The sequence below is a fragment of the Pseudomonas sp. CFBP 13727 genome (assembly GCF_014841915.1).
GTDB lineage: Bacteria > Pseudomonadota > Gammaproteobacteria > Pseudomonadales > Pseudomonadaceae > Aquipseudomonas > Aquipseudomonas baltica.
Genome location: NZ_JACYUT010000001.1, coordinates 1,114,328 through 1,127,081 on the forward strand (window position 1 = coordinate 1,114,328; position 12,754 = coordinate 1,127,081).

Annotated in this window: 8 protein-coding genes; 2 read left to right on the plus strand and 6 right to left on the minus strand. The window is 62.9% G+C overall.

What is annotated here, in order from left to right; genetic code table 11:
* Positions 1 to 266: 266 nt before the first annotated feature.
* On the minus strand, positions 267 to 1,391 hold the full coding sequence (locus IFT76_RS04920; RefSeq protein ID WP_192057548.1) for a GNAT family N-acetyltransferase: 1,125 nt from the start codon (positions 1,389 to 1,391) through the stop codon (positions 267 to 269).
* A gap of 278 nt (positions 1,392 to 1,669) precedes the next feature.
* Here IFT76_RS04920 and IFT76_RS04925 point away from each other — a divergent pair, with 278 nt between their 5' ends.
* A complete protein-coding gene (locus tag IFT76_RS04925) occupies positions 1,670 to 2,953 on the plus strand; it encodes a putative porin (protein ID WP_122479232.1) in 1,284 nt (427 codons plus the stop codon).
* 82 nt (positions 2,954 to 3,035) lie between these two features.
* On the opposite strand, the gene IFT76_RS04930 is transcribed toward IFT76_RS04925, so the two are convergent.
* From IFT76_RS04930 to fadD2, 4 genes are all read right to left on the minus strand, one after another.
* Positions 3,036 to 4,157, minus strand: a complete 1,122-nt coding sequence (locus IFT76_RS04930; RefSeq protein ID WP_192057549.1) for a beta-ketoacyl-ACP synthase III — start codon at positions 4,155 to 4,157, stop codon at positions 3,036 to 3,038.
* Between the two features lie 76 nt (positions 4,158 to 4,233).
* The gene (hrpA, locus tag IFT76_RS04935) at positions 4,234 to 8,145 is read right to left on the minus strand and encodes an ATP-dependent RNA helicase HrpA (protein ID WP_192057550.1); all 3,912 of its coding nucleotides are present in this window, start codon (positions 8,143 to 8,145) and stop codon (positions 4,234 to 4,236) included.
* Between the two features lie 101 nt (positions 8,146 to 8,246).
* Entirely contained in the window at positions 8,247 to 9,944 is a 1,698-nt protein-coding gene (fadD1, locus tag IFT76_RS04940) for a long-chain-fatty-acid--CoA ligase FadD1 (protein WP_122479235.1), read from the minus strand.
* Positions 9,945 to 10,214: 270 nt separating this feature from the next.
* On the minus strand, positions 10,215 to 11,900 hold the full coding sequence (gene fadD2 / locus IFT76_RS04945) for a long-chain-fatty-acid--CoA ligase FadD2 (protein ID WP_192057551.1): 1,686 nt from the start codon (positions 11,898 to 11,900) through the stop codon (positions 10,215 to 10,217).
* Positions 11,901 to 12,064: 164 nt separating this feature from the next.
* On the opposite strand from fadD2, the gene IFT76_RS04950 reads away from it, so the two are divergent.
* Complete coding sequence (locus IFT76_RS04950; protein ID WP_043187336.1) at positions 12,065 to 12,535, plus strand: MaoC family dehydratase; 471 nt, start codon at positions 12,065 to 12,067, stop codon at positions 12,533 to 12,535.
* Between the two features lie 7 nt (positions 12,536 to 12,542).
* Here the strand turns inward: IFT76_RS04950 and IFT76_RS04955 are convergent, their stop codons facing one another.
* Complete coding sequence (locus IFT76_RS04955; protein ID WP_163007605.1) at positions 12,543 to 12,707, minus strand: hypothetical protein; 165 nt, start codon at positions 12,705 to 12,707, stop codon at positions 12,543 to 12,545.
* Positions 12,708 to 12,754 lie beyond the last annotated feature (47 nt).

Below are 12,754 nucleotides of genomic sequence, written 5' to 3' on the forward strand. Positions count from 1 at the left end.
GTCTACCAGACACACCTCAGTGCACCCTTCGCGGCCACTGACCGCTCCTACAGTTGATCGCATGTCACACCCACCCCCCTGTGGGAGCGGGCTCTGCCCGCGAAGGCAGCACTGCGGTCTGCCAGACACACCTCAGTGCACCCTTCGCGGCCACTGACCGCTCCCACAGTTGATCGCATGACCGCATGTCACACCCACCCCCTTGTAGGAGCGGTCATCGGCCGCGAAAGGCGCGCCGCGATGCATCAGGCATACCCGTGGAATGTTCAGGCCTGCCGATACGGCAAGGCTTCCCGTGCCTGCTCGGCGTAGGCCAGCACCCCTGCCCGCTCGGCCTGCAGAAAATTTTCCACCGCATCGCGTAGCCCTGGGTGGCGCAGGTAGTGCCATGAGCGCGTGATCACCGGCTCGAACCCGCGAATCAACTTGTGCTCGCCCTGCGCCCCGGCATCGAACCGCTCGATGCCGTGGGCGATTGCATAGTCCATGCCTTGATAGAAACAGGTTTCGAAGTGCAGCCGGTCATACTCGGCCAGGCAGCCCCAATAACGGCCGTAGAAACTGCCCCCACCCACCAGGCTGAAAGCCATGGCCACCGGACGCCGCTCGTGAGTCGCCAGCACCAAACGTATCGCCTCGGGCATCCGTTCGGCCAAAAGGCTGAAAAAATCCCGGGTCAGGTACGGCGAACGCCCGCGTACCAAGTACGTATTGGCATAACACGCATAGACGAAATCCCATTCGGCTTCGCTCACCTGCGCGCCTTCGCGCCATTCGAACTCGATACCCTGGGCTCGCACCTGCTCCCGCTCCTTGCGCATCTGCTTGCGCTTGCGCGAGCTCAGTGCATCGAGAAAATCATCGAAGTCCCGATAGCCTCTGTTGTGCCAGTGATACTGGCAGCCCAACCGCTCCATCCAGCCCTGCTCGGCCCTCAACAGTTCATCGAGGGCGGGGTCGGTGAAATTGACGTGGGCACCACTGAGCCCTTCCATCTCCAGATAGCCCGGCACACAGCGCAGCAGCTCGACCCCGTCCCCAGGGAGACGCGCAAGCAGTCGCGGACCACTCACCGGACTGAAGGGCACCGCGCCAAGCAGCTTGGGGTAATAGTCGATACCAGCGCGCTCGCAAGCGTCGGCCCAGCCGTGATCGAACACGTACTCCCCGTAGGAATGCCACTTGCGGTAGCTGGGCAACGCCGCCACCAGCCGCCCTTCTTCGATCTGCACCAGGTGCTCGGGCGCCCAGCCCGAGCGCTCGCCCAGGCTGCCGCTGTCCTCCAGCGCGCTTAGAAAAGCATGCCGCAGGAACGGCTGCGGTTCAGGCAGCAGCGCGTCCCACTGCGCGGCGTCGATGGCGGACAAGCTGGCAGCTACATGCAGCGGCATCGGTAGGGCTCCAATTGACGGGACGTGCCGCCCAGTATCGCGCAGGCTCTCGTCGCGGTCACCCGCGAATACGGTGCCATCACTCGGCAAAGGCTCTGGCTCAAGCTATTCAGTCATTTCAGTGTCATCGCTAAGCCATTGTTCTGACATTATTTTGTCATCACCCCTCGCAATACTTGCGCCAGTTTTCCGGGGTCAGCCACGCCGTCTGCCAGGCGCGTCCGGAAGTACTTTCAGGCTCGGCGCTTGCCGGCCTTTTTTGCGATAGGGAGAATGTCATGCGTCGTGTTTCAACACTCACCAAGGTCAGCCTGAGCGCCACCGTCCTCATGGCCATCAGCACCCAGGCCAGTGCCGCGGTCGATGCCAAGCTGCTCGACATGCTGCGCGCCAATGGCTCGATCAACGCTGCGCAATACGCCGAATTGAAGACCGAGCTAGACGGTGAGAAACAGGCCCAGCAAGTGGCCGCCGCCGAACAATCGAAGAAGATGAGCGCGTTCGACCAGAAAGTCGCCTGGGCCGCAAAGACACAGATCAAGGGCGACGTACGCCTGCGCCACGAAAGCATCAACGTCGATGGCGAGCGCGATGGTTCCAGCGGCGACCGCAACCAGGACCGCCAGCGCATCCGCGCCCGCATCGGCGTCTACAGTGAAATCAACCCACAGGTCGATGCCGGCATCCGCGTCGCCACCGGCAGCAGCGCCGACGCCCGCTCCACCAACCAGAGCCTGGACGGCGCCTTCAGCAAGAAATCCATCTGGCTCGACCAGGCTTACCTCGACTGGCACCCTACCGCCATCAAGGACCTGCACCTGATCGGCGGCAAGATGGCCCAGCCTTGGGTCAGCATGGGCGACGTGATCTGGGACGGCGACATCAACCCCGAGGGCGTAGCCGCCACCTACAAGCTGCCTCTGGGCGGCGCTGAACTGTTCGGCAGCACGGGCTACTACGTACTGACCGACAACATCGACGGCGAAGGTCGCCAGTTCGAGCACGACCTGCGCATGTACACCGGCCAGGCCGGCGCGCGCTTTGCGCTGGGCGACAACGTCAAGATGACCCTGGGCGGCAGCGTCTATTCCTACGACAATGACAACGCCACCAACGCCGCCGCCGTGCTGGCCGTCAACGGCAACGCCTCCACCGAATTCACCCTGTACGAAGGCTTTGGTCAACTGGACATCACCGGCCTGCCGTTGCCGCTGTCGGTCTATGGTCAGTACGTGGTCAACGGTGATGCCGAAGCCACCGCTCTGGTCGGCAAGCAGGACACTGCCTGGCTGGCCGGCTTCAAGACCAAGTTTGCCGGCTTCGGCCTGGACTACAACTACCGCGACGTGCAGCGCAACGCCGTGGTGGGGGCTTTCACCGACTCCGACTTCGCCAACGGCTTCACCGGCTCGCGCGGCCACAAGGTCAAGCTGGGCTACGAAATCGACAAGAACTTCGCCGTGGGTGCCACCTACTTCCTGGCCGAATCCGACGTTGCCAGCCGGACCCGCACCGATGCCGACGTGAACACCCTGCAACTGGACCTGGAAGCCAAGTTCTAACTCCACATCGCCCTACTGAAAAAGGCGCAACGTGCGAGTTCATCGCAGGTTGCGTCTTTTTCATTGGTGTTGCGGCAGTCGATCAGCGCTTGCGCAGAATCACGCTGCCGATGGAGTAGCCTGCGCCGAAGGAGCTCAACACCCCGAGCGAGCCTGGCGCCAGATCATCCTGATGGGTGTGCAAGGCAATCATCGATCCCGCCGAACTGGTATTGGCATACCGGTCGAGAATCACCGGCGCCTCGTCGACGCTGGCGTCGCGGCCAAGCAGCTTCTTCACGATCAAGTGATTCATGCTCAGGTTGGCCTGATGCAGCCAAAAGCGCCTGACGCTTTGCACGGCAATGTCGTTCTGCGCCAAATGGGCGCTGATCAGTTCGGCAACCATCGGGCAGACTTCCTTGAACACCTTGCGGCCTTCCTGCACGAACAGCTTGTCGTCGCCTCCTGCCCCCAACGCTTCGGCCCGATTGAGGAAACCGAAGTTGTTGCGGATATTGTTGGAGAACTGCGTCTGCAGACGGGTGCTGACGATGTCGAACTGGTTAGTCGAAGTGGCCAGGTCTGCCCGTTCCACCAATACGGCCGTTGCTGCATCGCCGAAGATGAAGTGGCTGTCGCGGTCGCGGAAATTCAGGTGCCCGGTGCAGATCTCAGGGCTCACCACCAGTACTGCGCGCGCCTGCCCCAACTGAACACTGTTACTGGCCTGCTGAATGCCGAAGGTGGCCGAGGAACAGGCCACGTTCATGTCGAAGCCGAAACCCTGAATACCCAGCGCCTGCTGCACCTCGATGGCCACCGCCGGATAGGGACGTTGCAGGTTGGAACAGGCAACGATCACCGCGTCGACATCGGCGGCAGTGCGACCGGCCCGTTGCAGCGCCTGCTCCGCCGCAGCGACCGCCATCTGGCACAGAATGGACTGCTCGTCATTGCTGCGCTCGGGCAGGTGCGGTTTCATCCGCTGCGGATCGAGAATCCCGGCCTTGTCCATGACGAAGCGGCTCTTGATGCCACTGGCCTTCTCGATGAAAGCCGCGCTGGACGGCGCCAGCGCCTGTGCATCGCCACGCTCGATGGCGGCGGCGTTGTCTGCATTGAACGCTTCGACGTAGTGGTTGAAAGACTCGACCAGCTCTTCGTTGGAGATGCTCTGGGCCGGCGTATACAGGCCGGTGCCGCTGATGACGACGTTATGCACGCTCGTTCCTCTATTGTTAGGGGCAACTCATTCACATGGACGCCACGCAGGCCCAGGTCAATCGACCCGGGCAGATTCAGGCGTCCACTGCGCTCCACTGCTTGCTCAAGCGCTTGTCCGATACCGGCACCTTGGTGCCCAACTGCTGCGCGAACAGCGACACTCGATACTCCTCCAGCAGCCAGCGGTAGGCCGCCAGCTGTGGATCACGCTTGCCTTCCTGGCCATGCTTGTTCAGGCGTGCCTGATACTGGCTCCAGAGATTGGACAGCTCACCGCTCCAGACCCGGTCTTTCTGCACCTGGCTGGGCAGTTTCTCCAAGCGTAGCTCGACAGCCCTGAGCAGGCGCGGCATTTCCTTCAACCACGCCGCGGGGGTGTCGCGCACAAAACCGGGATAGACCAGATTGCCCAGTTGCTGCTTGATATCGTTCAACGCCACGGCATGGGTCAGATCGATCTTGCCCTTGAAGCGCTTCTGCAGGCCGTGCCAGAGCTTGAGAATATCCAGGGTCAGGCGCGCCAGACGCTCGGCATGCTCCGCCCAGGCACCGCGCTTGCGCTCGGCCAGCGTTGCCAGTGCCACGCCATCGCGCGGCAGGCTGGCCTCGCCCTCGAGCACGCAGCCGTCGAGGCTGGCCAGCAGAATATCCTCGACCAAGGCTTCGACACGGCCCAGTTCGCGGTACAACAGGCCCAGCTCGGTCTGGCCCGGCAACTTGCCGCGCAGGAACTTGGCAGGCTCGGCCAACTGCTGCAGCAACAGGCGCTGCAGAGCGCGGCGATGCTGGTATTCGGCTTCGGCCGCTGTCGAGAAGCGCCCTTCCTTGACCGTACCACCCTCTTCGACCAATGCGGGATACACCGTCATCGACAGTCCGGCGATGTTCTGCTGGGTAGTCTGCTCGACCTTGGCGAACGCCTTGGCCTGCACCGGTTGCTGGCTCTTGGCCGTGCTCGGCACGGCCAACGCCGCGCTGCTGGCCTCGGCGAAGCGCGCGGTCAGCTCGGCCAGGTCACGCCCTTCACCCAGAAACTTGCCCTGGCCGTCGAGCACTTCGATGTTCATGCGCAGATGGCTGTCGACCTGCTGGGCCGCCTCGGCCCACGCCTCGTCGCTGACTCGCGCGCCGGTCATGCGCAGCAATTCGCCCCCCAGCGCCTGCGGCAGCGAGCCTGCGCCGAACGTCAGGCGTGCGAGCGCTGCGCGAACGAAGTCCGGCACCGGCACGAAGTTCTTGCGCAAGGCCTTGGGCAGGTTGCGCACCAGCGAAATGCATTTGGCTTCCAGCAACCCCGGCACCAGCCACTCCAGACGCTCACCCGGCAAAGCGGGCAGCAGCGGCGCGGGCACGCACAACGTCACGCCATCGCGCGGATGATTGGGCTCGAAGTGGTAGCTCAGCTGCAGGCTCAGGTCGCCCAGCCGCAGGGTGTCCGGGTACTGCGCGGCAGTGACTTCGCTCGCCTCGCGGGCCAGTACGTCCTCTTCGCGCATGATCAGTAGATCGGGTTGTTTCTGACTGTTGACCTTGTACCAGCTGTCGAAGGTCGCGGTCTGGTGAATCTCGGCAGGAAGGCGTGCCTCATAGAAGCCGTAGAGGGTTTCTTCGTCGGCGAGAATGTCGCGGCGGCGGGCCTTGGCCTCCAGCTCGTCGAGTTGCTCGAGCAGCAGGCGATTGGCCGTCAGGCACTTGGCCCGCGACTGGATCTCGCCACGTACCAAGCCTTCGCGAATGAACAGCTCGCGTGACGTCACCGGATCAATGGGGCCGAAATGCACCGGGCGCCGGCCAACCACGATCATGCCGTAGAGCGTGATCTGCTCGAACGCCACCACCTGGCCGCGCTTCTTCTCCCAATGCGGTTCGAAATGGTTCTTCTTGATCAGATGCCCGGCCAGCGGTTCGATCCAGTCAGGTTCGATCTTGGCGACCATGCGCGCATACAGCTTGGTCGTTTCGACCAGCTCGGCGGCCATCAGCCACTGAGGCTTCTTGCGCCCCATGCCCGAGGACGGGTGGACCCAGAAGCGACGCTGGCGTGCGCCCAGGTAGTCGCCGTCTTCGGTCTTCTGGCCGATCTGACTGAGCAGGCCGGACAGCACCGCCTTGTGGAACCTGGGATAGTCCGCAGCGTCCTTGTTCACTTCCAGCTGCAGGTCACGGCAGATCAGGCTCAGTTGCCGATGCGCATCGCGCCATTCGCGCAGGCGCAGGTAATTGAGGAACTGTTTGCGGCACCAGTTGCGCAACGCGCTTGCGCCCAGCTCCTGGCGCTGGGTTTCGAAACCACGCCACAGATTGACCAGCGCGGCGAAGTCCGAATCGGCATCCTTCCATTGCGCATGCGCCTGGTCGGCAGCCTGCTGGCGCTCGGGCGGACGCTCGCGCGGGTCCTGCACCGAGAGCACGCTGGCAATGATCAAGACTTCCTGCAGGCTGCCCTGGCGCGCGCCCTCGAGCAGCATGCGGCCCAGCCGCGGGTCGATCGGCAACCGGGCCAACTGGCGGCCCATTGGCGTGAGCTGGTTCTCGCGGTTGACCGCGGACAACTCCTGCAAAAGATTGAAGCCATCGCTGATAGCCTTGCCATCAGGCGGCTCGATGAACGGAAACTGGTCGATTTCGCCCAGGCGCAGGTGCAGCATCTGCAGAATCACCGCCGCCAGGTTGGTGCGCAGGATTTCCGGATCGGTGAATTCGGGGCGCGAGAGAAAATCCTCTTCGCTGTACAGGCGGATGCAGATGCCCGGCTCGACCCGGCCACAGCGACCCTTGCGCTGGTTGGCGCTGGCCTGGGACACCGCCTCGATCGGCAGGCGCTGGACCTTGGCACGGTAGCTGTAGCGACTGATGCGTGCGGTGCCGCTGTCGATCACGTAGCGAATGCCTGGCACGGTCAGCGACGTTTCCGCCACGTTGGTGGCCAGAACCACACGGCGCCCGGGATGGGACTGAAAGATGCGCTGCTGCTCGGCCGGCGACAGGCGCGCGTACAGCGGCAAAATTTCCGTGTGCCGCAGCTGCGCCTTGCGCAGCATGTCGGCGGCATCGCGAATCTCGCGCTCGCCGGGCAGGAACACCAGCACGTCGCCCGGCGTCTTGCGCTCGCTGCGCTCGAAGGCGGCGATTTCGTCGAGCGTCGCCAGGATCGCCTGGTCGACGGTCAGGTCGTTCTCGATCTGATTGCCTTCCTCGTCCTGCTCGGCAGTGAGCGGCCGATACCAAGTGTCCACCGGGAAGGTCCGCCCGGACACCTCGATGATCGGCGCGTCGTCGAAGTGCTCGGAGAAACGCTGCAGATCGATGGTGGCCGAGGTGATGATGACCTTGAGGTCGGGCCGCCGTGGCAGCAGGGTCTTCAGGTAGCCCAGCAGAAAATCGATGTTGAGGCTGCGTTCGTGCGCTTCGTCGACGATGATGGTGTCGTAGCGTTCGAGGAAGCGGTCGTGCTGGGTCTCGGCCAGCAGGATGCCATCAGTCATCAGCTTGACCAGGGTATTGGCATCGCTCTGGTCTTCGAAGCGCACCTGATAGCCAACCAACCCGCCCAATGGCGTGGCCAATTCCTCGGCGACCCGACTGGCCACGCTGCGCGCGGCGATCCGGCGCGGTTGGGTATGAGCGATCAGACCATGCTGGCCGCGGCCCATTTCCAGGCAGATCTTGGGCAACTGGGTGGTCTTGCCCGAGCCGGTTTCACCGGCAATGATCAGCACCTGGTGCTCGGCGAGGATTTTCTTGATCTCGTCGCGCTTGGCGGCAATCGGCAGGCCTTCGTCGTAGCGCACGCTTGGCACGCTCAGCCGACGCGCCTGGACGCGGGCGAACGAGGCCTGGACTTTCTCGACCCATTGGCCAAGCTTCGCCTCGTCAGGACGCTTGCGCAGTTCGTGCAACTGTCTGCGCAGGCGGTGACGGTCGCCGATCATGGCCTGGTCGAGGTTTTTCAGAAGCTGGTCAATCGAAACGGTTTGGTCGGTCATCAGGTACGCAGAGGTCTTGGTGGGGTACGTCGAAGGTTACACCCCGCGATTGTCGCAGATTTGCGGGGGTTGTGTCGGCAGCCCCCGGAGCTGGGCAGAGATCAGGCCGATTTCTTGATGCCCAGTTTCTTCAGTTCTTCGTCGCGCAGTTCACGCCGCAGGATCTTGCCCACGTTGGTGGTCGGCAGCACGTCGCGGAATTCCACCGTGCGCGGCACCTTGTAGCCGGTGACGTTGGCACGCATGTGCTCCATGACCTTCTCCTTGGTCAGGGTGACACCCGGCTTGGCCACGACGAAGATCTTGATCGACTCGCCGGACTTTTCGTCCGGTATGCCGATGGCGGCGCACTGCAGCACGCCCGGCAGGGTCGCAAGGACATCCTCAAGCTCGTTGGGGTACACGTTGAAACCGGAGACCAGGATCATGTCCTTCTTGCGATCGACGATACGCATGTAGCCGTCGGGCTGTATCAGTGCGATGTCGCCGGTCTTCAGCCAGCCCTGGGCGTCGAGGATCTCGGCAGTGGCGTCCTGGCGCTGCCAGTAGCCCTTCATGACCTGTGGGCCCTTGATGCACAACTCGCCGATTTCGCCCAACGGCAGCTCTTCGCCCGCATCGTTGATGATCTTGGCCAGGGTGGACGGTACTGGAATGCCGATGGTGCCGATCTGGATGCGCTGGTTGGGGTTCACCGAGGCGACCGGGCTGGTTTCGGTCATGCCATAGCCCTCGCAGATGGCACAGCCCGTCACCTCTTTCCAGCGTTCGGCGGCCGCCAGTTGCAGGGCCATGCCCCCCGACAGGGTGACTTTCAACGCCGAGAAGTCGAGCTTGCGGAACGCATCGTTGTTGCACAGGGCCACGAACAGCGTGTTGAGCCCGACGAAGCCGCTGAACTTCCACTTGGAAAGCTCCTTGACCATCGCCTGCAGGTCGCGCGGATTGCTGATCAGCACGTTGTGGTTGCCGATCAGCATCATCGCCATGCAATGAAAGGTGAAGGCATAGATGTGGTAGAGCGGCAGCGGCGTGATCAGCACTTCGCAGCCTTCATCGAGGTTGGCGCCCATCAAGGCCTTGCACTGCAGCATGTTGGCGACCAGGTTGCGGTGGGTGAGCATCGCCCCCTTGGCCACCCCGGTGGTACCGCCGGTATATTGCAGCACGGCTACTTCCGAGCTGGCCGGATTGGCCTCGGTGACGGCCTGGCCGCGACCCTTGCTCAACACGTCGTTGAACTTCACCGCACGCGGCAGGTGATAGGCCGGGACCATTTTCTTCACGTACCTGATCACGCTGTTGACCAGCAGTCGCTTGAGCGGTGGCAGCAGGTCGGCGACTTCGGTGACGATGACGTGGCGCACGGCCGTTTTGGGCACGACCTTTTCTGCCAGGTGCGCCATGTTGGCCAGACAGACCAGGGCCTTGGCGCCGGAGTCCTTGAACTGGTGTTCCATTTCCCGCGCGGTGTACAGCGGGTTGGTATTGACCACCACCAGGCCTGCGCGAATGGCACCGAAGACCGCCACCGGATACTGCAGGACGTTTGGCAACTGCACCGCAATGCGGTCACCCGGCACCAGGTCGGTGTGCTGCTGCAGGTACGCGGCAAAGGCACCGGACAGCTCATAGAGCTCGCCGTAGCTGAGGGTCTTGCCCAGATTGGTGAACGCCGGCTTGTCGGCGAAGCGCTGGCAGGACTGCTTGAGCACCGCCTGGATATTGGGGTACATGTCTGGATCGATATCCGCCGCGATTCCAGCCGGATACTTATCCTTCCAGAAATTTTCGATCATGGAAGCCCACTCCTCCAGCGCCAGCGAATCTTCACCGCATTCGATGCGATTATTATTGATATGTCAGCACGACCGCTACAGGTCCGAATGCCGAAAAGCGCGCCGAGAGTAGCAGCTTTGCCATAAGGCGACTAGAGGCCGAAGGTGGCTCGCCGGTAACCATTGTGACCGGATCGTCAATTCCGGTCACACCTGATTTCACACGACGCAGGCCAGCAGGCGTCAGCGTTCGAGGGCTGTGACACCAGCGCCTGGCGCCTGCATTGCGCGTCACTCGTCGCGCAGCTCACGCCGCAGGATCTTGCCCACGGGCGTCATCGGTAAGGCATCGCGCAGGACAATTTCCCGTGGCAGCTTGTAGCCGGTGAAGTTGGCCTTGCAGTAGGCCATCAGCTCGGTCGTGGTCAGTTGCGGATCCCGAGCCACGACGAACAGCTTGACCGCCTCGCCTGAGCGCGCGTCCGCCACGCCAATGGCCGCGCAGTTGGCCACTTGCGGATGGGCCATGACTACGTCCTCGATCTCGTTGGGATAGACGTTGAAACCGGACACGATGATCAGGTCTTTCTTGCGGTCGACGATGCGCACGTAGCCATCGGGATCTATGACGGCGATGTCGCCGGTCTTGAACCAGCCTTGCGCGTCCAGCGCCTCGGCGGTCGCCTCGGACTGCTGCCAGTAGCCGCGCATCACCTGGGGCCCCTGGATGCACAGCTCGCCCCGCTCGCCCAACGGCAACTCGCAGCCCTGCTCGTCGATCACCTTCAACGCCGTGCCAACCACAGGAATACCCACGCTGCCGATGCGCGCGCTCTGGCCATACGGGTTGGTGCAGGCCACCGGCGAAGTCTCGGTCAGGCCATAGCCTTCGACGATGCGGCAACCGGTAAGGCTTTCCCAGCGTTCGGCAGTGGCCTTGACCAAAGCCGTGCCGCCGGAGTTGGTCACCTTGAGGCGGGAGAAGTCCAGCGAACGGAACTGCGGGTGCTCCATCAATGCCACGAACAGCGTGTTCAGGCCGAGCAGCGCGGTGAACCGCCATTTTTTCAGCTCCTTGATGAAGGCACCGATATCGCGGGGGTTGGTGATCAGCACGTTATGGTTGCCGGTGACCATCATGCACAGGCAGTTCGCGGTGAACGCATACACGTGGTACAGCGGCAGCGGCGCGATCATCACCTCGTGGCCTTGCTGCAGGATCGTCTGCCCCTGTTCGTCGAGCTGATGGAAACACGCCCGTACCTGCTGCATGTTGGCGACCAGATTGCCATGGGTGAGCATGGCGCCCTTGGCCAGGCCAGTGGTGCCGCCGGTGTACTGCAGCACCGCGAGGTCTTCGAGGGTCGGCGCTACCGGACGTGGCGCAAGCTCTGCGCCTCGCGCCAGAACCGTCTTGAACGACGCCGCCTGGGGTAGATGGTAGGCAGGCACGCGCTTCTTCACCTTGCTCACCAGCGTGTTGACCAGCCAACCCTTGGCAGTGGGCATCAGATCGCCCAGGCGGGCTTCGATCAGGTAGTGCAGCGTGGTGTCCGGCAGCACCTGTTCGACCTTGTCGCCGAACAGATTGAGGTAGACCAGCGCCCGCGCACCGGAATCGCGAAACTGATGGCGCATTTCCCGCACGGTATATAGAGGGTTGGTATTGACCACGACCAGGCCCGCGCGCAGCGCGCCGAACACCGCGATCGGGTACTGCAGGACATTGGGCAACTGCACGGCGATGCGGTCGCCGGGGACCAGATCGGTGTGCTGCTGCAGCCAGCTGGCAAAAGCGCTGCAGAGCCGATCGAGCTCGGCGTAGGTCAGGGTAACGCCCATGTTGCTGAAGGCCGGACGATCGGCAAAGGTGCTGCAGGAGCGGTCGAACACATCGACAATGGACGTGAATTCATCGACGGGGAGCGTGTGGGGCACGCCCGGTGGGCGCTTGTCGTTCCAGAAATCAGGATGCATTATTATTGTCCTCTGATTCGAAGCCCGCCCGGCCATTGCGCCTGCGGTATGCTGCCGACGTTAGCAGCTGCCGCAACCCACGCAAATGCGCACGACCCCGCTGTTAACATCGTGAATCTATTTGACGCGGCCACGACCGTCGCCAAGCCAAGGACCCACCGCTCATGACCCAAGTCACCAATACCCCGTACGAAGCGCTCGAGGTCGGCCAGACCGCCAGCTTCAGCAAGACCGTGCAGGAACGCGACATCCAGCTGTTCGCCGCCATGTCGGGCGACCACAACCCGGTGCACCTCGACGCAGAATTCGCCGCCAGCAGCATGTTCAAGGAACGCATCGCCCATGGCATGTTCAGTGGTGCGCTGATCAGCGCCGCAGTGGCATGCGAGCTGCCAGGGCCCGGCACCATCTACCTGGGCCAGCAGATGAGCTTCCAGAAGCCGGTGAAACTGGGCGACACCCTGACCGTGCGCCTGGAAATCCTCGAGAAACTGCCCAAGTTCCGCGTCCGCATTGCCACTCGCGTGTTCAATCAGCGCGATGAACTGGTGGTCGACGGCGAGGCGGAAATTCTTGCGCCACGCAAGCAGCAGACCGTGACCCTGGTCAGCCCGCCCCCCATCAGCATCGGCTGAAGGGCCTTCAGCGCTTCTTCGGCTTCTTGGCTTTCTTCCCGGCCTTGGCCTGGGCCAGTGGCAGCGCCTGTTCGAATGCCTGACGCATTTCGTTGAGGCGCTTGTCCTTGAGGTCATGGATGCGCTTGCCGCGTTCGCTGGCAAAATCGATCAGGTTGTCGTCTTGGCTCATGGCAGTGTCGGGTCGGATGGCGAAAGGATGGTCCATGATGCAGCGCG

Excerpts from the sequence above, each read along its gene's own strand:
- IFT76_RS04920 (WP_192057548.1), bottom strand. The coding sequence starts at position 1,391 with ATGCCGCTGCATGTAGCTGCCAGCTTGTCCGCCATCGACGCCGCGCAG.
- IFT76_RS04925 (WP_122479232.1), top strand. The coding sequence starts at position 1,670 with ATGCGTCGTGTTTCAACACTCACCAAGGTCAGCCTGAGCGCCACCGTC.
- hrpA (WP_192057550.1), bottom strand. The coding sequence starts at position 8,145 with ATGACCGACCAAACCGTTTCGATTGACCAGCTTCTGAAAAACCTCGAC.
- fadD1 (WP_122479235.1), bottom strand. The coding sequence starts at position 9,944 with ATGATCGAAAATTTCTGGAAGGATAAGTATCCGGCTGGAATCGCGGCG.
- fadD2 (WP_192057551.1), bottom strand. The coding sequence starts at position 11,900 with ATGCATCCTGATTTCTGGAACGACAAGCGCCCACCGGGCGTGCCCCAC.
- IFT76_RS04950 (WP_043187336.1), top strand. The coding sequence starts at position 12,065 with ATGACCCAAGTCACCAATACCCCGTACGAAGCGCTCGAGGTCGGCCAG.
- IFT76_RS04955 (WP_163007605.1), bottom strand. The coding sequence starts at position 12,707 with ATGAGCCAAGACGACAACCTGATCGATTTTGCCAGCGAACGCGGCAAG.